The 19,114-nt window shown below is 64.0% G+C and carries 25 protein-coding genes; 16 read left to right on the plus strand and 9 right to left on the minus strand.

What is annotated here, in order from left to right; genetic code table 11:
* The first annotated feature begins 19 nt into the window (after positions 1–19).
* The 7 genes from FJ973_RS14165 (at position 20) to FJ973_RS14195 (ending at position 3,308) form a co-directional block, all read left to right on the plus strand.
* Positions 20–739 (plus strand): gamma-glutamylcyclotransferase, encoded by a 720-nt coding sequence (locus FJ973_RS14165; protein ID WP_140556315.1) that lies wholly within the window; start codon positions 20–22, stop codon positions 737–739.
* Between the two features lie 130 nt (positions 740–869).
* Positions 870–1,193: a metalloregulator ArsR/SmtB family transcription factor gene (locus tag FJ973_RS14170; protein WP_140556317.1), complete on the plus strand. Its 324-nt coding sequence runs from the start codon at positions 870–872 to the stop codon at positions 1,191–1,193.
* The gene (locus FJ973_RS14175) at positions 1,190–1,621 is read left to right on the plus strand and encodes an SRPBCC domain-containing protein (protein ID WP_140556318.1); all 432 of its coding nucleotides are present in this window, start codon (positions 1,190–1,192) and stop codon (positions 1,619–1,621) included. Before FJ973_RS14170 ends, FJ973_RS14175 begins: the two co-directional genes overlap by 4 nt.
* Positions 1,622–1,694: 73 nt before the next feature.
* Complete coding sequence (locus FJ973_RS14180; protein WP_140516267.1) at positions 1,695–2,087, plus strand: VOC family protein; 393 nt, start codon at positions 1,695–1,697, stop codon at positions 2,085–2,087.
* 34 nt (positions 2,088–2,121) lie between these two features.
* A complete protein-coding gene (locus tag FJ973_RS14185; protein WP_140499210.1) occupies positions 2,122–2,346 on the plus strand; it encodes a hypothetical protein in 225 nt (74 codons plus the stop codon).
* A 73-nt stretch (positions 2,347–2,419) separates the two neighbouring features.
* On the plus strand, positions 2,420–2,812 hold the full coding sequence (locus tag FJ973_RS14190) for a DUF1801 domain-containing protein (RefSeq protein ID WP_140556320.1): 393 nt from the start codon (positions 2,420–2,422) through the stop codon (positions 2,810–2,812).
* A gap of 97 nt (positions 2,813–2,909) precedes the next feature.
* Positions 2,910–3,308 (plus strand): DUF1801 domain-containing protein, encoded by a 399-nt coding sequence (locus FJ973_RS14195; RefSeq protein WP_140516262.1) that lies wholly within the window; start codon positions 2,910–2,912, stop codon positions 3,306–3,308.
* A 73-nt stretch (positions 3,309–3,381) separates the two neighbouring features.
* Here FJ973_RS14195 and FJ973_RS14200 read toward each other — a convergent pair whose 3' ends face one another.
* From FJ973_RS14200 to FJ973_RS14220, 5 genes are all read right to left on the minus strand, one after another.
* Positions 3,382–5,364 carry a glycoside hydrolase family 127 protein gene (locus FJ973_RS14200; RefSeq protein ID WP_140516260.1) on the minus strand — a complete coding sequence of 661 codons (1,983 nt, stop codon included), beginning with the start codon at positions 5,362–5,364 and terminating at the stop codon, positions 3,382–3,384.
* Between the two features lie 21 nt (positions 5,365–5,385).
* A complete protein-coding gene (locus tag FJ973_RS14205) occupies positions 5,386–6,243 on the minus strand; it encodes a carbohydrate ABC transporter permease (protein WP_140556322.1) in 858 nt (285 codons plus the stop codon).
* On the minus strand, positions 6,243–7,169 hold the full coding sequence (locus FJ973_RS14210; RefSeq protein ID WP_140556323.1) for a sugar ABC transporter permease: 927 nt from the start codon (positions 7,167–7,169) through the stop codon (positions 6,243–6,245). The genes FJ973_RS14205 and FJ973_RS14210 overlap by 1 nt, the downstream gene beginning before the upstream one ends.
* Before the next feature lie 374 nt (positions 7,170–7,543).
* Complete coding sequence (locus FJ973_RS14215) at positions 7,544–8,791, minus strand: sugar ABC transporter substrate-binding protein (protein ID WP_140556325.1); 1,248 nt, start codon at positions 8,789–8,791, stop codon at positions 7,544–7,546.
* 63 nt (positions 8,792–8,854) lie between these two features.
* Complete coding sequence (locus FJ973_RS14220) at positions 8,855–9,904, minus strand: LacI family DNA-binding transcriptional regulator (RefSeq protein WP_140556327.1); 1,050 nt, start codon at positions 9,902–9,904, stop codon at positions 8,855–8,857.
* Positions 9,905–10,623: 719 nt separating this feature from the next.
* Between FJ973_RS14220 and FJ973_RS14225 the strand changes: the two genes are divergently transcribed.
* Both FJ973_RS14225 and FJ973_RS14230 read left to right on the plus strand, forming a co-directional pair.
* Positions 10,624–10,830 (plus strand): hypothetical protein, encoded by a 207-nt coding sequence (locus FJ973_RS14225; RefSeq protein WP_140499194.1) that lies wholly within the window; start codon positions 10,624–10,626, stop codon positions 10,828–10,830.
* 5 nt (positions 10,831–10,835) lie between these two features.
* Complete coding sequence (locus tag FJ973_RS14230; protein ID WP_140521391.1) at positions 10,836–11,027, plus strand: hypothetical protein; 192 nt, start codon at positions 10,836–10,838, stop codon at positions 11,025–11,027.
* A 23-nt stretch (positions 11,028–11,050) separates the two neighbouring features.
* Here the strand turns inward: FJ973_RS14230 and FJ973_RS14235 are convergent, their stop codons facing one another.
* Both FJ973_RS14235 and FJ973_RS14240 read right to left on the minus strand, forming a co-directional pair.
* Positions 11,051–11,317 (minus strand): DUF1488 domain-containing protein, encoded by a 267-nt coding sequence (locus FJ973_RS14235; protein ID WP_140499190.1) that lies wholly within the window; start codon positions 11,315–11,317, stop codon positions 11,051–11,053.
* Entirely contained in the window at positions 11,314–11,562 is a 249-nt protein-coding gene (locus FJ973_RS14240) for a hypothetical protein (RefSeq protein ID WP_140499188.1), read from the minus strand. Before FJ973_RS14240 ends, FJ973_RS14235 begins: the two co-directional genes overlap by 4 nt.
* A gap of 245 nt (positions 11,563–11,807) precedes the next feature.
* On the opposite strand from FJ973_RS14240, the gene FJ973_RS14245 reads away from it, so the two are divergent.
* From FJ973_RS14245 to FJ973_RS30915, 3 genes are all read left to right on the plus strand, one after another.
* A complete protein-coding gene (locus FJ973_RS14245; protein WP_140516246.1) occupies positions 11,808–12,122 on the plus strand; it encodes a co-chaperone GroES in 315 nt (104 codons plus the stop codon).
* Between the two features lie 60 nt (positions 12,123–12,182).
* The gene (gene groL, locus FJ973_RS14250) at positions 12,183–13,811 is read left to right on the plus strand and encodes a chaperonin GroEL (protein ID WP_140556328.1); all 1,629 of its coding nucleotides are present in this window, start codon (positions 12,183–12,185) and stop codon (positions 13,809–13,811) included.
* A gap of 149 nt (positions 13,812–13,960) precedes the next feature.
* Positions 13,961–14,119 (plus strand): hypothetical protein, encoded by a 159-nt coding sequence (locus FJ973_RS30915; protein WP_181170907.1) that lies wholly within the window; start codon positions 13,961–13,963, stop codon positions 14,117–14,119.
* A gap of 17 nt (positions 14,120–14,136) precedes the next feature.
* Here FJ973_RS30915 and FJ973_RS14255 read toward each other — a convergent pair whose 3' ends face one another.
* Positions 14,137–14,541, minus strand: coding sequence for an NUDIX domain-containing protein (locus tag FJ973_RS14255; RefSeq protein ID WP_246671052.1), 405 nt, complete (start codon positions 14,539–14,541; stop codon positions 14,137–14,139).
* A 76-nt stretch (positions 14,542–14,617) separates the two neighbouring features.
* Here FJ973_RS14255 and FJ973_RS14260 point away from each other — a divergent pair, with 76 nt between their 5' ends.
* Positions 14,618–15,115 carry a GAF domain-containing protein gene (locus FJ973_RS14260; protein WP_140499180.1) on the plus strand — a complete coding sequence of 166 codons (498 nt, stop codon included), beginning with the start codon at positions 14,618–14,620 and terminating at the stop codon, positions 15,113–15,115.
* A 51-nt stretch (positions 15,116–15,166) separates the two neighbouring features.
* On the opposite strand, the gene FJ973_RS14265 is transcribed toward FJ973_RS14260, so the two are convergent.
* Positions 15,167–16,231 carry a YeiH family protein gene (locus FJ973_RS14265; RefSeq protein ID WP_140556332.1) on the minus strand — a complete coding sequence of 355 codons (1,065 nt, stop codon included), beginning with the start codon at positions 16,229–16,231 and terminating at the stop codon, positions 15,167–15,169.
* A gap of 418 nt (positions 16,232–16,649) precedes the next feature.
* Between FJ973_RS14265 and FJ973_RS14270 the strand changes: the two genes are divergently transcribed.
* From FJ973_RS14270 to FJ973_RS14280, 3 genes are all read left to right on the plus strand, one after another.
* On the plus strand, positions 16,650–17,117 hold the full coding sequence (locus tag FJ973_RS14270; protein WP_140516238.1) for a GNAT family N-acetyltransferase: 468 nt from the start codon (positions 16,650–16,652) through the stop codon (positions 17,115–17,117).
* Positions 17,118–17,137: 20 nt separating this feature from the next.
* A complete protein-coding gene (locus tag FJ973_RS14275) occupies positions 17,138–17,521 on the plus strand; it encodes an ACT domain-containing protein (protein ID WP_140516236.1) in 384 nt (127 codons plus the stop codon).
* 153 nt (positions 17,522–17,674) lie between these two features.
* Complete coding sequence (locus FJ973_RS14280; RefSeq protein ID WP_140556333.1) at positions 17,675–19,108, plus strand: aldehyde dehydrogenase family protein; 1,434 nt, start codon at positions 17,675–17,677, stop codon at positions 19,106–19,108.
* The last annotated feature ends 6 nt before the right edge of the window (positions 19,109–19,114 follow it).

Here is a 19,114-nt window from a genome sequence, read left to right on the forward strand (position 1 = left end):
CTTGGGCAACATGACGAACATGAACAAGCCGATTTCCACCGCATCGCCGCGCAAGGCGGCGATGGCGCTGACGGAGGCGCTGGTCGCCCGCACCTTGCGCGCGGTCGAGGATGCCGGGCCGACGCCGGGCATGGTCTACATGACCGACGCCGACTATGCGCGTTTCAGCGACGAAATCCTGGCCGATGCGCCGGCCGGGCCGCTGAAACTGTTCGCCTATGGCTCGCTGCTGTGGAAGCCGGCGGGCGAGGTGAGGGGCGGCGAGCGCGCGGTGGCGACCGGCTGGCACCGCTCTTTCTGCTTCACCGTGCAGCGGTTTCGCGGCACGATCGAGCAGCCCGGCCTGATGATGGCGCTCGACCGTGGTGGCCAATGCCAGGGCATGGTGTTCGAGATCGCGGAGCCGGTTGCCGACAATCTCGAGGCGCTGCTGCGCCGCGAGATGACCATCCTGCCCGCCGTCAACGTGCCGCGCTGGCTGCGGGTCAGGACCGAGGGCGGCATGTGCCGCGCGCTCGGCTTCGTCGTCGATCCCGCCAATGCGCGCTATGTCGGCAGGCTGGACAAACGGGCGATCGCGGCGACGCTGGCCCGGGCCGCCGGCCATTGGGGCTCGGGCGCGCAATATCTGTTCGAGACCATCCGCCACCTCGACGCCTGCGGCATTCGCGATCGCAACCTTTGGCAGTTGCAGGCGCTGGTGGCCGAGGAGATCAACCGCGTCCACGCCACGGTTTAGCGATCGGCGTTCCCAGCGCAGCGCGACCCGAAAGTTTCCGGACGCTTTCCCGCCCCTCCAAATCTTCCGCTTGACGAATACATATCCCGACAGTTATACGTTAATCAATAGCCAACGGGTTATCGATTAAATGCCGAATGCTCATGATGCGCTCTTCAGGACGCTCGCCGACCCGACGCGGCGCGCCATCTTCGAACGGCTGTGCCGCCAGGGAGAGCAGACGGTGGGAGCGCTGACGATCCAGTCGGGGGTCTCGCAGCCGGCCGTGTCGAAGCATCTGGGCGTGCTGAAGCAGGCCGGGCTGGTGCGCGACCGCCATGAAGGCCGCCAGACGCATTACAGCGCGCAACTCGGCGCACTGGCGCCGCTGATGGACTGGACGCGTGAGATGGCCGGGTTCTGGGAAAGCCGGTTCGACGATCTCGAGGATCTGCTCAAAAGGATGGACCAGTGAACGACAGTGTCGCCGAGACCCGCACTGTCGTCGTCGAGCGGCAGATTTCGCATCCGCCGGAAAAACTCTGGCGCGCACTGACGCAACCGCATCTGATTGAGGAGTGGCTGATGAAGAACGATTTAAATCCGGTCGTGGGCCATCGCTTCAACCTCAGCACCGCCTGGGGCGGCGTGCTGGATTGCGAGGTGCTTGCCGTCGAGCCGCACAAGACGCTGTCCTACACCTGGAACCTCGCACACCAAGACCCGGCCTTCGATCTCAGGAGCGTGGTGACCTTCACGCTCACCCCGACGCCCGCCGGGACCCATCTGCGCATGGAGCAGTCCGGTTTCCGGCCCGAGCAGAGGCGGGCCTACGGCGGCGCCAAGATGGGATGGCCGAAATTCCTGGAGAAGCTGGAAGAGCTCCTGGCACGGACGGACTGAAATCCGCCAGCCGGGGTTCATGGCAAGCCTGTTCGAAGGCGGCCGCCGCAACAAAACCTATGGAGGACATGCGATGAAGATCAAATTGACCCGCGTCTATGTGGACGACCAGGAGAAGGCACTTGCCTTCTACACCGACGTGCTGGGCTTCACCAAGAAGGCCGATTTCAGCAACGGTCCGTTTCGCTGGCTGACAGTGGCCTCGCCGGACGAGCCTGAGGGAACCGAGCTGCAGCTTGCGCTGAACGACAACCCGGCGGCCAAGGCCTACCAGCAGGCCTTGTTCAAACAGGGCCAGCCGGCGCTGATGCTCTTCACCGACGACATCAAGGCCGATCACGAGCGCATCAAGGCGCGGGGCGCGGCCTTCGCCATGGCGCCGACCGAAGTGACCGGCTCGACCATAGCGCAGCTCAACGATAGCTGCGGTAACCTCATCCAGATCACGCAGCTGGCGCGCTGGTAAGCGGCGTTTCGTTCATTTTTCAAGAGGAGATAGCATGGATTGGAACAAATGGGTCCGGCAAACGCATCGCTGGCTATCGATCATCTTCACGGGGACCGTCCTCGCCAACTTCGTCGCCATGGGCTTGGGGCAGCCGCCTGCCTGGGTGGTATATTCGCCGCTGCTGCCGCTTTTCCTGCTGCTGTTCAGCGGCCTCTACATGTTCGTGCTGCCATACGCCGCCAAGCGGCTTAACGGGCGGCAGCGCGCGAGCCAGTAAGGACGGGATGGATGGCGAAGAGGCAGGGGCAATCAGCTAAAGGCGCCGCCAGGCAGCAACCGCCGGTCCGGTCCTGCTTTCTGGCGGCAACCCGCAGATCGCCAAGGGCGAAGGCAACGCCCCCGTGCAGGCCTATATCGCAGCCATGCCGGACTGGAAGAGCGAGGTCGGCGGCCGCCTCGACGCGCTCATCGAGCGTGCCGTGCCTGATGTGCGCAAGGCCGTCAAATGGAACTCGCCCTTCTATGGCGTGGAAGGCGAGGGCTGGTTCCTCAGCTTTCATTGCTTCACGAAATACATAAAGGTAGCCTTCTTCCGCGGCATGTCGCTGGACCCTGTGCCGCCTGGCCAGTCCAAAAGCAAGGACACGCGTTACCTTGACATTCATGAGGACGACCAGTTCGACGAGGCCCAGTTCACCGAGTGGGTGAAACAGGCGAGCCGATTGCCCGGCGAACGAATGTGAGATTTGTACGCCGGGCCCGGATTTGCCGCCCGCGACAGAGCGCCTATGATCGGGCGGACGGGGCGGTGACCGCCCTCAAGCCTGAAGGAGAACGGACATGACGAAGAGCGGGTCGCCAGAAGGCAGGTCTCCTTCGCAGCTCATAGACGGCAGGATCGAGGAACTCGGCGACTGGCGGGGCGAGATGCTGAGCCGGCTGCGCGGCCTGATCCGGCAGGCCGACCCCGAGATCGTGGAGGAGTGGAAATGGCGCGGGGTCCCGGTGTGGGAGCATGCCGGAATGATCTGCACCGGCGAGACCTACAAGAACGTCGTCAAGCTGACCTTCGCCAAGGGTGCGGCGCTGCCCGATCCGTCGCGCCTGTTCAACTCCAGCCTGGAAGGAAACACCAGGCGCGCCATCGATTTCCAAGAGGGCGAGGAGGTCGACGAGGAAGCGTTCAAGGCGCTTATCCACGCCGCCGCCGCTCTGAACAAGTCAAAGGCCCGGCGATAGGCTCCGTGTGACTGGCACCGAAGACGCGGCGGGCAGAACGAAACCTGTCGCGCTCCTTCGCGCCCTTCTGGCCTCATCCGTCCCTCAGCCACACCAGCATCTCGCCGGGCTCGCGGTTGTCCCAGGCGAAATAGGGGATGGCGGTCAGCCGCGTCTGTCTGGCAGCGGGCGGGTCGGTGCGGTAAAGCCCGTTTTGCCAGCCCTCATCGGTGTCGGCCAGCGCTGTGGTCGAAAGCGCCACCACGCCGCCCAGCAGGTCCGGCTCGTCATGCGCCTCGATGCTTGCGGTGCGCGGCAATGCGATGCGGTGCAGGCTGCCGTCATTGTCGGTCGCCTCGACGCAGTAGATCAGCGGGCCGCGCGACAGCGCGACGCGGCCGGCGTCCTGGCGCACCTGCGGGTTGGCGTAGAGCCGTTCGATCGGCATTTCGAGATCGAGGCGGACGCTATCGCCCTTCTTCCATGTGCGCCGGATCGCCGCGTAGCCATCGCTGGTGACGTCCTCGAGCTTCACCGTCTCGCCATTGACCTTGAGCGCCGCGCCGGCGCTCCATGCCGGCACGCGCAGATGCAGGGTGAACGCGACCGGCGCCTGCGGCTCGATGGTGATGGCGACCGCGCCGTCCCAGGGGTAGCGGCTCGCCTGCGTCAGTGCCACCGGCACGCCCGCTATGTCGAAACGAGCGGTGGAATCGCCATAGAGATGGACGGCAAGCGCGTCGTCCGCCAGGCTGTAGAAATAGCTGCCGATGGAGGCCACCATGCGCCCGATATTGGGCGGGCAGCACGGGCAGCGGTGCCATTTCCATCTGTTGTGCCGGCCCCGGCTTTCCAGCGGGTTTTCGTAGAAGAACAGCGAGCCGTCGAGCGACAGGCCCGAGATCGAGCCGTTGTAGAGCGCCCGCTCCATGATATCGGCGTAGCGGGCGTTCGGCCCCATGCCGAGCATGCGGCTGGCCCAGAACACCAGGCCGACGGCGGCACAGGTCTCGGCGTAGGCGCTCTCATTGGGCAGGTCGAAATCGCTGGTAAAGCCCTCATTGTGCGCCGACGGCCCGAGCCCGCCGGTGATGTAGAGGTTCTTGCTGGTGAGATCGTCCCACAGCCGGTCGAGCGCCACCCGCAAGCTGTCGTCGCCATATTCGGTGGCGATGTCGGCCATGCCGGAATAGAGATACATCGCCCTGACCGCATGACCGACGACCTTGTCCTGCTCGCGCACCGGAATGTGCGACTGGCTGTATTCATAGGTCTTGAAATGATAGGCCTTGGGATCGGTGCCGCGGGCGCGCGCCTCCTCGTCGAAATAATGCGGTTGCTGGCCGCGCTGGTCGATGAAGTATTTCGCCAGCTCCATGTATCTGTTCTCGCCAGTCACCCGCGCGAGCTTCACTAGCGCCAGCTCGATCTCCTCATGGCCGCAATAGCCTTTCTTCTTGCCCGGCTCGGGCCCGAGCACCGAGGCGATATGGTCGGCATAGCGGCACATGACGTCGAGCAGCTTGCGCTTGCCGGTCGCCTGGTAATAGGCGACGGCGCCCTCGATCAGGTGGCCGGCGCAATAGAGCTCGTGGCAATCGCGCAGATTGGTCCAGCGCAGGCCGGGCTGGATGCGCTGGTACCAGCTCGAGAGATAGCCGTCCGGCTGCTGCAGCTTTTCGTAGAGGTCGATGACGGCGTCGATCTTCTTCTCCAGCTCCGGGTTCTTGGCGCGGTAGAGCGAATAGGCCGCCGTCTCGATCGTCTTGCCCCAGTCGGAGTCCCAGAACATCTGCGTCGTCACCGTCGAGCCGGTGAAGCCGGGGGAGGCCGCCTCGTCGGGCGAAGGGGAATGGAACGGGATGACGACGCCGGGCGAGGGCCGGTCCGGATCGATCTGCTCCAGCATGCCCGCCTCGACGCAGCGGTCGTAGAGGATATCGGCGGTGCGCGCGGCGACGGCGTCGGCACGGTCGCCCCAGAAGCCGTGCACGTCGACCTGGGGCACCGGTAGCGGCCGGAAGGCGAGTTTGGGCCTGGAGGCGCTGGCAGGCCTGGCGGAAGACGATGCGGTCATGAACTTACTCCATTCGATCGATCACTTGACGGCCCCGGCCATCAGGCCGCGGATGTAGAAGCGCTGCAAAGCCAGGAACAGGATCAGGCACGGCACCATCATCACGGTGACGCCCGCCTGCACCGCGCCCCAGTCGATGGCGCCGAAGCGGCCGGACTGGAGTGCGGTCATCATCACCGGCAGCGTGAACTTGGACTGGTCGGTCATCAGCACCAAAGCGGCGAGGAACTCGTTCCAGGCGCCGAGAAAGGCGAACAGCGCGATGGTGACGACGCCCGGCCAGACCAGCGGCAGCATCACCTTCAACAGCATGGTGGGGTTTCCGGCGCCGTCCATGCGCGCGGCCTCCTCGATCTCGCGCGGCACCGCGTCGAAGGCGTTGCGCATCATGAAGATCGAGAACGGCAATTGCAGCGTCACATAGACGCCGACCAGCCCGGTCAGCGTGTTGTGCAGGCCAAGCTTGGTGAGCACCAGGAAGATCGGCGTCAGGATCGACTGGAATGGAATCATGATCGTCGACAGGATGAGGACGAAGAACAGGTCCTTGAGAGGAAATCGGAAGCGCGAGAAACCGTAGCCGGCGAGCACGGAGACAACGACGGAGACCAGCACCGTCATGACAGAGACGTAGATGCTGTTCTGCGCCGAGACCCAGAGCCCGTCGCCGAACGTGTTGAGCGTGGCGTAGTTCTCCAGCGAGAAGCCTGTCGTCGGCCAGGGCGGCAGCGGCGGCTGGCGCGCCTCCTGCGCCGGCTTGAAGGCCGACAGCGCGGCCCACACGATCGGCGCCACGAACAGCACCGAGGCGACGATGCCGGTGGAGTGCCTGACGACGCTGGCGGCGAGCTTGCCTTGAGCGGACATTGCCTGCGCCATCAGTCGAGGCCCTCGGGATTCCTCAGCAGCCAGAGCTGCACGAGGCTGAGCGCCACCAGGATCACCAGCAGCACCATGGAGAGCGCCGCGCCATAGCCGAGCTTGAACGACACGAAGGACTGGTTGAAAATCCAGTACACCGCCGTCAGCGTCTGGTTGCGCGGGCCGCCGCGCAGGATGATGTAGAACTGGTCGAAGGCGAGGACCGAGCCGGCCACCGACAGGATCAGGGCCAGCGCCAGGGTGCGGCGCATCAGCGGCAAGGTAATGGCCCGGAATCTTGCGAACGGGCCGGCGCCGTCGATGACGGCCGCTTCCTGCAAATCCTGCGGGATCGATTGCAGGCCGGTCATCAGGATGATCATGGTGAAGCCGGCGACCTTCCACACCACCATCGCGATGATCGACCAGAAGGCCGGCTGGAAGGTGGCCAGAAGATTGAATTTCCTGTCGATCAGGCCGAGGTTGTAGGCGGCCGGGCTGAACAGGCCGGAATCGACGTTGAGCAGCCATGACCAGAGCAGGCTCGCCGAGGCGAAACCGACCACCGCCGGCATGAAGAAGGCGGTGCGGTAGAGATTGGTCAGCGGGCGCGGCCGTTCGATGAAGATGGCCAGCGGAAAGGCGACGGCGAAGATCGCGATGGTGACGATCACCGTGTAATAGCCGGTGAATTTCAGCGCATTCCAGAACCTGGTGTCGCGCAGGATCGCGACGTAATTGTCGAGGCCGATGAAGGAGTGCCCGCCCATCAGGGGCCAGTTGTGCAGCGACATCCACGCCGTCATGCCGAGCGGGATGACGAAGAACACCATGACCAGCGCCACGGCCGGCGCGACGTAGATGAGACCGATCCATTGCCGGCGACCGGCACCGACGAGTTTTCGGGGGCGGGGCGGGGCGGTGGTTGCTGTGATGGTGGTCATGGCTGGCCCGCTTTTCCTTCTCCCCTTGTGGGGTGAGCGGCCGGTTCGCCGGAGGCGAATTCATCGTGCCAGTGGCACGATGAAAGGCCGGCGAACACCGGGACGCTGCGAAGCAGCGGGGACCCGGCAGAGTGGATCGGCCACCACCCGGCCCTTCGCAGGCTCAGGGCGTTCGAAGCTCGAAAAGCCAAGCAGTTGGCTTTTCTTCCGCTGCGCGGACCGCTTCTCACCCCACAAGGGGAGAAGGGGAGGCGAAGTGCGCTAGGTCCCAAGCTGTCGATGCTAGTGAGTCTTCTCAACGCGATAGCCCTGTATCTGAACCAAACAGTATCCGGCCACCCGCTCAGGGAGACAGGCGGGCGGCCGGCAGGCGCCTATTTCTGCGGCGCCTGGTCTATGATCGACTGCATGGTCTCCTGCGCATTGGCGATGGCGCCGTCGACGTCGTCGCCGAAGAACACCTCGTTGACCATCTGCGTCCACGGGCCGTTGGCGGAGTTGATCAGGTCGTTGAACACCACCGAATAGGGCGTCTTGCCCTTGGCCATGGCCTCGGCTGCGACCTGGTAGCGCGGGTCGAGGTCCTTCAGCGCGTCCTTGGCGATGTCGCCGCGCACCGGCAGGCTGCCATATTTGGCCAGGATCGTCTGGCCTTCCAGCGAATAGGCGAAGTCGAGGAACTCCTTCACCACATCGATCTTCTTGGTGCCCTTGGTGACGACGAAATTATCGCCGCCGGCAAAGGACGACCAGCCGCCATCCTTGCCCGGCAGGAAGGTGATGCCGTAGTCGATATCGGGATACTGGGTGTTGAGCGCGCCGATAGCGAAGGCACCCGACGGCGAGATGCCGATGTTGCCGCCGGCGAAGGCGGCGAAGAAATTGGCGCCGGTGTCGGTCTGGGCGCCTTCCGGCACCAGGCCCTTCTTGACCATCGAACGATAGAGATCGATGGCGCCGCGCAGCTGCGGGCTGTCCAGCGTCGCCTTGGAGCCGTCCTGCGAGAGGATGTCGCCGCCCGAGGCCCAGACCAGCGGCGTGAAGGTGAAGATGTTGCAGCCGCCGCAATTGCCGGAGAAGTAGAAGCCCTTGATGTTGCCGCCGAGCGCGTTGACTTTTTCGGCGTCGGCTTCGATCTCGGCCCAATTGGCCGGGCCCTTTTCGGGGTCGAGGCCGGCCTGCTTGAACAGCTTCTTGTTCCAGATCAGCACCGAGGCGTCGGCGGAGAAGGGCAGGCCGTAGATGCGGTCCTTGTACGTGCCGGTCTTCACATGAGCCGGCGACAGGCTGGCGAAATAGGGGAGCGACTTGGCCCAGTCGGTGATGTCCTCCAACTGACCGGCGGCAGCAAAGGAGGGCGTGTAGATCAGGTCGAGCGACAGCGCGTCGGGCGCCGTGCCGCCGGCGGCGGCAGCACCGTATTTCGGAATGATCTCGGCGTTGGGGATGATGTCGAGCTTGATCTGGTTGGTGTGGCCCTTGTTGTAGGCATCGACGATGCGCGGCATGAAGTTCGAGCCGTCGGCGCGCACCCAGATGTTGGCGGTCTCGGCGGCGGCAAATTGCAGCCCGCCGCCGAGTACGGCGGCCGTCAAGGCCAGCTTGGCAATCAAAGTCCTCATGTTCTCCTCCTCCACGTTTTGGCCGCGATGCGCGGCTTGCCGCCGATTGCGGCGTTTGGTTCTTCAGCCGTCCGGCAGGCGGCCGCAGGACTGACGCACCACCAGCCGGCACGGCAGTTTCCGGATGCCTGGCGCGGCGGGCTTGCCGCCGACCAGGGAAAGCAAGGTCAGCCCCGCTTCGCGGCCGAGCGCAGCCAGGTTCATGTCGACCGAGGTCAGCGGCGGGCGCGTCGCTTCGGCCACGATCTCCCAATTGTCGAAACCGATGACGCCGACATCGCCGGGCACGTCGAGACCGCGTTCGCGCAAGGCATCGATGACGCCGCGCGCGATCTGGTCGTTGCCGCAGAAGACGGCGTCCGGTCTTTCGCTTGCGTCGTCGGCCGCGCCGTCGAACAGCCTCGCCACGGCTTCGTGTCCCCAGGCCTCCGACCACGAGCCGAGCAGCGGCTCGGTGACCGACAGGCCGTTCTCGGTCAGAACATCGCGATAGGCCTGCGCCCTGGCGTGCACCACGGCAAAGCTCGCCGGTCCCGAGACATGGGCGATGCGCCTGCGGCCGAGCCGACAGAAATGCTCCACTGCCAGCCGCGCGCCGCCAGCGTCGTCGGAGACGAAGGCGACGGCGTCGGGATCGGGCTGGGTGAAGGCATAGATCACCGGAATGCGCAGATTGGACAGGTCGACCGGCAGATGACGGTCGATGCGCTTGCCGGTGGCGATGATGCCGTCGACGCGCTTGTCGAGCATGGCCTCGACATGGAGCTGGCCGAGACGCGGATCCTCCTCGACATTGCACAGGAACACCGAGACGCCGGCGTCGACCAGCGCGTCGGAAATGCCCGACATCAGCGGCAGCGAGAAGCGGCCATAGGTATCGTTGGTGAGCAGGCCGACGGTGAAGGAGCGTCGCCGCAGCAGGCTCTGCGCCAGGCTGTTGGGCCGAAAGCCGAGGCGCTGCGCGGTCTCGCGAATGCGCTCGCGGGTCTCGGCGGTCATGCGGCCCTGATCGTTGAGCGCCTTCGAGGCGGTGGCGACGCTGACGCCAGCCTCGGCCGCCACGTCACGCAAGGTGACGGGCTTGGGAAAGGCTGGCTGATCGTCCAATGCCATTGCGGCGAAAATCCCGATTGGGAAAAGGTTTTCTCTTACAGGCCGGAATGAGACCCGGCCAATGGCCGAGCCCGCTTGGAAACGTTTGGAAAAACCTTTTCTCAAACCCAAACTAAGCCAGATCCAGAGGCTGTTCAAGAGGAAAAGTGGCTGGTCCTCCGTGGTGCGAAGCGGCCGCCGGAGGGCGGGCTCACGGGCTCGGCGAGTTCATATCAGGCGCCTAATCGGCAGTCGTCAGTGCTGCCATGGCGCGAGCCAACCAAAGCGGCAATCGGCGACATGTCTACAAACGACTCTTCGGTCTTAACGCTTGCGCAAATATTATCGGTTAGTTCGCTAGTCATGGCCTCGTGGCGGAGCGGCTACGCTGGAGACGGCAAATCTCTGAAGCCTCGGTTCGATCCCGAGGCGAGGCCTCCAAAAATCATATGACGTAGAGCCTGCGTCGGATCATCAAGGGCGATGGGTCTTGCCAGCTTGCATTTGCGGCCTGGGCCGGACAGGTCCTCGTCTTCGTCGTGACGCTGACGCGCCGGCAAGAAGACTGCTACCCAGCCGCCTTGCGCGCTTTCAGCATCTGACGATCGGGGTCACGTGGCATGCGGCCGGCGTTAAAGCAGCCTATTTGCATTTGGCATGCAGGGCACTCGCCAAAAGAGTGCTATGGAAGGGCGAGAGCTTGCCCGCTCCGACTTTCCCCGACATTCGAGGCCATTTTCGTGCGTGAACCGTCGCTGTTGCCCGTCTTTGGAAAACTTGGCGCCAAGGGACCCCGTGTCGTCGCGGTGGAACCGGTCCCGTCGGCAGGTATCGCCCCACGGCTGCGGGAGGCCCTGGCCGCCCATGGCGGCATGGTGCTGAAGCTGTCGGTCGTCGCCTGGACGATATCGGTCCTGGGCATGGTCTTCTTCATGTTGCAGGGCTGAGGCAAATGGCCAACCGCTACGCACTGCGCATGGACTTGCCCCAAAGCTGGGCCATCATCGACGTCTTCACCGGCCAGCCCGTCGTCGTCAGGCAAAGGGCGATGGTCGGCATGAGCCCGCGCGACGCCAACGCCATGGTCGATCAGATGAATGTCCGGGACGTCAAGCGCCGGGAGAAGGCGGAGCGTAAATCCTGATCCAGCGCCGTTCGCCTGTCGTCTCAGCGGAAGTCGTCGGCCGTCAGCACATACATGCTCTTGCGCGTGCGGTCATAGGCCTTTGACGCTACGTCGCGGATAACACTGCTCTCGGTGTCGAAGGTGGCGAGATAGCCGGCTTCATTGGCTGCCGTCGCCGGCTGCATCCTCGTCATGGCATCGGCGGCGACCGAGAAGGAAATCTGGAACATGCCGTCATAGCCGACGAACCGGATGCGCTTGCCGGCCTCGTCGTAGCTGCGGCTGCGGTTGGGGAAGGTCAGGCTCATGATTTTGCCTCCGTCGTTTTCTTCACCGCGCGTTTCTTCTTCGGCGTCGGGTTCAGGGCCTCGGCCACGCGGTCGGCTTCTTCCTTGGCCAGCCGCAATTGCCTCAGCCTTGCCGTCTTGATCTCCCTGGCCCTCGCTTCGGACATATATTCGGCTGTTGCCTTGTTGCGCTCCGCCGTCTTCTTCTGCTTGTCGACAAAGCGCGCTTCAGCTTTTTCCATGATCGTCTGGTTGCCGTCGGCCATCGAGGAAATCTCCCTTGCGTCTGAAATCGTGAAAATGAACTTGTCCGATAAATAGGCACTCTGCCGGGAAAATTCAAATTTTTGAAATATTTGGTCGTTTTCCGACCCGATGAAACCGGGCGCCGAAATAATACTATGATTATTCAATATCCGCTCGGAATAAATTTTGGCACTCCTATCTATCGAGTGCCAAAGAGCCTATAGAAGGGGGCGGCCGCCTATGCCGGCCCCAGAAAGAAGTTCTCATGAAATTTCGGCCACTCCACGACCGCGTCGTCATCCGGCGCGCCGAAGGCGATATCAAATCCAAGGGCGGCATCATCATTCCCGACAATGCCAAGGAAAAGCCGCAGGAAGGCGAAGTGATCGCGGTTGGTCCCGGCGCCCGCGACGAAAACGGCGCACTTGTTCCGCTCGACGTCAAGGCCGGCGACTTGATCCTGTTCGGCAAATGGTCGGGCACGGAGGTCAAGATCGACGGCGAGGATCTTCTGATCATGAAGGAAGCCGACATCATGGGCGTTATCGAAAAGAGCGTCGAAGCCAAGAAGGCCGCCTGACTGAAGCGCCGCGCCTCTGCGCGGTGACGGCTCCACTCCAAATGCGAACTGGATAAAATCATGTCTGCCAAGGAAATCAAATTCTCCACCGATGCGCGCGACCGTATGCTGCGCGGCGTCGAGATCCTCACCAATGCGGTCAAGGTCACGCTCGGCCCCAAGGGCCGCAACGTCATCATCGACAAGGCCTATGGGGCGCCGCGCATCACCAAGGACGGCGTCACCGTCGCCAAGGAAATCGAGCTTGCCGACAAGTTCGAGAACATGGGCGCGCAGATGGTGCGCGAAGTGGCCTCGAAGACCAACGACCTCGCCGGCGACGGCACCACCACTGCCACGGTGCTGGCCGCCTCGATCCTGCGCGAAGGCGCCAAGCTGGTTGCCGCCGGCATGAACCCGATGGACCTCAAGCGCGGCATCGACCAGGCCGTCGCGGCCGTCGTCGTGGAAATCAAGGCGAAGGCCAAGAAGGTCAAATCGTCGGCCGAGATCGCGCAGGTCGGCACAATCGCCGCCAATGGCGATGCCAGCGTCGGCGAGATGATCGCCAAGGCGATGGACAAGGTCGGAAATGACGGCGTCATCACCGTCGAGGAAGCCAAGACCGCGAACACCGAACTCGACGTCGTCGAAGGCATGCAGTTCGACCGCGGCTATCTCTCGCCCTATTTCGTCACCAATGCCGACAAGATGCGCGCGGAGCTGGAAGAGCCCTATATTCTCATCCACGAGAAGAAGCTCGGCAATCTGCAGGCAATGCTGCCGATCCTCGAAGCGGTGGTGCAGAGCGGCAGGCCGCTGCTGATCATCTCCGAGGACGTCGAAGGCGAGGCTCTGGCGACGCTGGTCGTCAACAAGCTGCGCGGCGGCCTCAAGGTCGCGGCCGTCAAGGCGCCGGGCTTCGGCGACCGCCGCAAGGCGATGCTGGAAGACATCGCGGTGCTCACATCCGGCCAGATGATCTCCGAGGATCTCGGCATCAAGCTGGAGAACGTCACCATCGAGATGCTCGGCCGCGCCAAGCGCGTGCTGATCGAAAAGGACACCACCACGATCATCGACGGCGCCGGCACCAAGGCGACCATTCAGGCGCGTGTCGCCCAGATCAAGGGCCAGATCGAGGAAACCACCTCCGACTATGACAAGGAGAAGCTGCAGGAGCGGCTGGCCAAGCTCTCCGGCGGGGTGGCCGTCATCCGCGTCGGCGGCGCCACAGAGTCGGAAGTCAAGGAAAAGAAGGACCGCATCGACGACGCGCTGAACGCCACGCGCGCGGCGGTCGAGGAAGGCATCGTGCCAGGCGGCGGCGTGGCTCTGCTGCGTGCCAGGACGGCGCTTGCCGGCCTGGGCGGCGCCAACGCCGATGTCACCGCCGGCATCTCGATCGTGCTCAGGGCACTCGAAGCGCCGCTCCGCCAGATCGCCGAGAATTCGGGCGTTGAAGGCTCTGTTGTCGTCGGCAAGCTCTCCGACAGCAAGGACCACAACCAGGGTTTCGATGCCCAGAACGAGGCGTATGTCGACATGATCAAGGCGGGCATCGTCGATCCGGCGAAAGTGGTGCGCACCGCGTTGCAAGATGCCGGCTCGATCGCCGCGCTTTTGATCACCGCCGAAGCGATGATCTCGGACATTCCGGCCAAGGATGCCGCGCCTGCGGGCAGCGGTGGCGGCATGGGCGGCTACTAGGATTCGGCCGGCTCGCGAAGATGGTTTCATAAAAGCCGTCTTTCAGGCCTGATCCGTATCTCGCCAAACCGGTCTTTGCCGCAGGCGAGACGACTATCGCCGGGGGATTCTCCCCCGGCGCGCAGGCCTCTGGCCCAGGAGATCGATCCATGATCGTGTTCGTGCAGAAGCCACAGACGGTCGTCACGACCGAAACGACAGAGGAAAGCCGCTTCGACCGCATCCGCAGGATTGCCGCCGACAAGCACAAGAAATCCGAGCCCGATCCGGCAATGCCACAAAAGGGCGACCCCAAGCGTCCGATGTAATAGCGGCGCCGCCGCCGCTACATTCCGCTCAACCTCAGCACCACATCGCGCGTCAGCGGCGCAAGTTCGACGGAACTGGTCGAGCCGGGCTCCAGCCAGATGATCTCCTCGATCTCGGGGGCGGCTATCGGCTGGCTGTCGATGGAGAGCCCGAACAATTCCGCCTCGACCGTGCTGTCCGGCTCGTTGGCCGAGAACAGGCCGAGCCGGGAGGTGGTGGCGAGGTCGACCGCCAATCCGAGTTCCTCGCGCAATTCACGCACCAGAGCATCGAGCGGGGACTCGCGCGGCTCGATCTTGCCGCCGGGCTGCATGAAGGCGCTGGTGCCGCGCTTGCGCACCAGAAGCAGCCGGCCCGACGCATCCGCGATGAAGCCGGCGGCGACCCTGATCTTGCGGCTTTCGTGGCGGGTAGGATTCACGGTAGACTGTTCCGGTGGTCGTTTGGTGCAGAGCCTGCGGAAAACGGAACCGCGATTCTCAGTTCGGAGACAAGCCATGTTCGCAGCCAAGGCCATCGACACTTCGGACAAGGCCGCGTTCTACCGCGATCTTGCCGCGCAACTGAAGGCGCTGCTCGAGGGCGAGGGCGACTCGATTGCCAATGCCGCCAACACCGCGGCGCTGATCTTCCAGATGGTGCCCGATCTCAACTGGGCGGGCTTCTATTTCCTGGCCTCGGACGAGGAATTGGTGCTGGGTCCGTTCCAGGGCAAGCCGGCCTGCGTGCGCATTGCCGTAGGCAAGGGCGTATGCGGCACGGCGGTCGAACTCGGCACCTCGATGCTTATCAAGGACGTGCACGATTTCCCCGGCCACATCGCCTGCGACGCCGATTCGCGTTCGGAACTGGTCGTGCTTCTCGAAGACGATGAAGGCGTCTTCGGCGTGCTCGATCTCGACAGCCCGCTGCCCGGCCGCTTCGACAAGGCGGACCAGGCCGGCATCGAAACGCTGGCCGCGATCTATGTCGCGGCCAGTTCGTTCGAGGATTAGGCGCTTTCCTGCCGGACAGAAGGGGGCGCCGTAGAGCGCTACCTTTGGGGCCTAGGCCAACTTCACCAGCATCAGGCTGAAGCCGCCGATGAACAGGAAGGCCGAGAAGGCGAGCGCCAGCGGGCGCAGGCCGCGCGAGCGCAGCTGCGAGATATCGGCCTGCAGGCCCATGGCGGCCAGCCCCATGGTCAGCATGATGGTGGTGGCGAGCGCCATCGCCGATTTCACGTCGGCGGGTATCGCGACAAGGCTGTTCAGAGCCACGACGGCGACGAAGGCGGCGACGAACCATGGCATGGGCGGGCGCGCCGCCTGCTGGTCGCTGCTGCTCTTGCGGCGCGCCATCAGGCCCAGCGCGATGACCATCGGCGCCAGCATGGCGACGCGGGTGAGCTTGGCGACGGTGGCGATCTCGCCCGACTGGGTGCCGTTCTGGAAGCCGGCGCCGATGACCTGCGCCACCTCATGGATCGAGGCGCCCGCCCACAGGCCGAAAGCATGCTGGTCGAGGCCGAGCAGCGGCGCCAGCAGCGGGAAGCCGAGCATGGCGACGGTGCCGAACAAGGTGATCGAGGCGACGGCGTAGGTGACGTCCTCGTCGCGCGCGTCGGTGACGATGTTGGTGGCCACGATTGCCGAGGCACCGCAGATCGAGGTGCCGGCGGCGATCAGCTGCGCCAGTTTCGCGTCGACGCCGATCAGCCGGCCGAGCGTGATGGTGAAGACGAAGGTGGCGCCAAGGGTGGCTGCCACGATGCCGACACCGCCGGCGCCGATCGACACCACCTGGCCGAGCGTCAGCTGGAAACCGAGCAGCACTATGGCGAAGCGCAGCAGCCGGCGCTGCGAAAACGCGATGCCGGCCTTGGCGTGCCCCGGCGTGCCGAGCACGTTGGAGTAGATCATGCCGGCGACGACGGCTATTATCATCGGGCTGAACAGGGCAAAGCCGGAGACGTTGCGGGCCGAGAAGGCCACCGCAGTGATCATCGCGACCAATATCATACCGGGCACGGGTCCGGCCTTGGTCGAGTCGAGCGCCTTGCGGCGCTGCGCGGGTTCGGCGGAAATCAGGCTTTTTGGAATATCGTTCGCAATGTGGGATAAGGAAGACAACGTCATGCTCCAGGCGACTTCGCCCGGGGAATGCCATTCCCCGACTAATCTTTCCAATGAATTATTTTCGTTAGAATGATCGATTTTCCAGGACGGTTTTCCGGCTTACGTGACCAAAATGCGGTCGTCGGCCAAGGGCCGATACGGCATGCCTCTAATCAGGGTTGGTGAGGCAGCGCGGTAAAGAGGCTGGGGCACCGCCAGAAGGTGGCTTGGCGTCGGCTTGACGGGCCACTCATGCTGCGCCAGCTTGGCGCCATGTTCGTTCTTCCCCGCGCCAATGTCATGCGACGCCGAACCTGTACACTGCGAGGCGGCATGATTGCGCGACGACGAGGAGTGGCCCGTTAATTCCGGTTCGTTCTTCCCAGCCCCGCCCGCGCAACCGTCGGCGGGCTGTTCATGTCTGGAGCCCTCGATGAGCATCAATCCTTCCATCCAGTTCCGGCAGGCCGGGCCGGCGGACGCCGCAGCCATCCGGGACATCGTGCGCTTGGCCTATGCCAAATGGGTGCCGCTGATCGGCCGCGAACCGCTGCCCATGCGCGCCGACTACGACATAGCGGTTGCAGAGCATGAGTTCGACCTTGCGACCGAGCAGGGCGAAATCGTCGGCGCGATCGAAACCATGCCAGCCGACGATCATGTCTGGATCGAGAATGTCTGCGTGGCACCGCATGCGCAGGGAAGGGGGATCGGCCGGCTGTTGCTGGAGCGGGCTGAACGCAAGGCGGCCGAAGCGGGCCGCAACGAACTTCGCCTGCTGACCAATGGCGCCTTCGCGGCCAATGTGTCGCTTTACAAGAGGCACGGCTATAGGATCGACCGGGAGGAGCCGTTCATGAACGGTACGACTGTCTATATGAGCAAGAGGCTCGCTGGATAGACCGCAATCGGAGTTCGACAATGGCTGCCAAAATCAGGCTGAAGCAACTGCCCGGGCTGTACGCGATTTCGCGGCTCGAGCCTGGAGCGAGCGTTCCCGGTTGGGCGGACGGGCCAGGCTTCGTCAGCATCACCAGAACCGAGGATGAACTTTCGATCGTCTGTCTGCAGGATCGCGTTCCAGATGGCGTCAAGCGGGATGACGAGTGGGTCGCCTTCAAGCTCCAAGGACCTTTCGCCTTCGACGAAACCGGCATCGTGTTGTCGGTCATCAGGCCACTGTCGGAAAACGAGCTGGGCATTTTCGTGGTGTCGACTTTCGACGGCGATCACCTGCTGGTGAAAGCCGCCGATCGGGTCGCGGCGACACGGCTTCTGGGCGAAGCCGGGCATACTCTGCTTTAACTCGTTCTATTCCAGCTATCGCCCGCCCGGCTGGTTCAACCGCTCGCGGCTCGCTCACCAGTTCGGGGTTGCGTTTGACACCGCCATTCGCGCATCGTTATTTCTAACCAGATATCACGCCGGACGGCTGTGCGGCGCCCCTCAGGAGAAATCATGTCACACAATCTGCAGTTCTACATCGATGGCGCGTGGGTCGATCCTGTCGTGCCCAACACGATCGATGTCATCGATCCGTCGAACGAAGATAGCTTCGCGCAGATTTCGCTTGGTTCCAAGGCCGACGTCGACAAGGCGGTGGTCGCCGCGAAGCGGGCCTTCGGCACATTCGGCTTCACCTCGGTCGAGGAACGGCTCGACATCCTCAACCGCGTCATCGAGGTCTACAAGAAGCGCAGCCAGGACCTTGCGCTCGCCGTGTCACGCGAGATGGGCGCGCCGCGCCGGATGGCGCTCGACAGCCAGGTCGGCATCGGGCTCGCGCATCTGGCCAAGATGGCGGAAGTGCTGAAGAGCTTCCAGTTCCGGCAGGTCAAGGGCTCCTCGCTGATCGTCAAGGAGCCGATCGGCGTCGTCGGCCTGATCACGCCATGGAACTGGCCGCTGAACCAGATCACCTGCAAGGTGGGTCCGGCGCTTGCCGCCGGTTGCACCATGGTGCTGAAGCCATCCGAGATCGCGCCGCTCGACGCCATCATCTTCGCCGAGATCTTCAACGAGGCCGGCGTGCCGAAGGGCGTGTTCAACCTCGTCAATGGCGACGGCCCCGGCGTCGGCCAGGCGCTGTCCAGCCATCCCGATATCGACATGATGTCGTTCACCGGCTCCACCCGGGCCGGCATATTGGTGGCCAAGGCCGCCGCCGACACCGTCAAGCGCGTGCACCAGGAACTTGGCGGCAAGTCGGCCAACATCCTGTTCCCGGATGTCGACCTCGCCACCGCCGTGACCAAGGGCGTCGCCGGCTGCTTCAGCAACAGCGGCCAGTCCTGCAACGCGCCAACCCGTATGTTCGTGCCACGCGACCGTCATGACGAGGCGGCTTCCTACGCCAAGGCGGCGGCGGAAAAGTTCGTGGTCGGTCCGGCCGACGCTCCCGGCACCAAGCTCGGCCCTGTCGTCAGCCAGGCCCAGTTCGACAAGATCCAGGACATGATCCAGAGCGGCATAGACGAGGGCGCCACGCTGGTCGCGGGCGGCCCCGGCCGTTCGGCCGAACTCAACCGTGGCTACTATGTCAGGCCGACCGTGTTCGCCGATGTCACCCACGACATGCGCATCGCGCGCGAGGAGATTTTCGGGCCGGTGCTGGCCATCATGCCCTACGACACGGTCGAGCAGGCGGTCGAGCAGGCCAACGACACCGTCTACGGCCTTGCCTCCTATATCCAGGCCAAGGATATCCAGAAGGCGCGCGACGTCGCGGCGCGCATGCGCTCCGGCAACGTCTACATCAACTATCCCCAATGGGACGCCGGCCTGCCCTTCGGCGGCTACAAGCAATCCGGCAACGGCCGCGAATACGCCGAATACGGGCTGGAGGATTTTCTGGAGATCAAGGGTATCGCGGGGTATGAGGCGGCGGAGTAGGCGGAC

The organism is Mesorhizobium sp. B2-1-3, assembly GCF_006442495.1.
Taxonomy (GTDB): Bacteria; Pseudomonadota; Alphaproteobacteria; order Rhizobiales; family Rhizobiaceae; genus Mesorhizobium.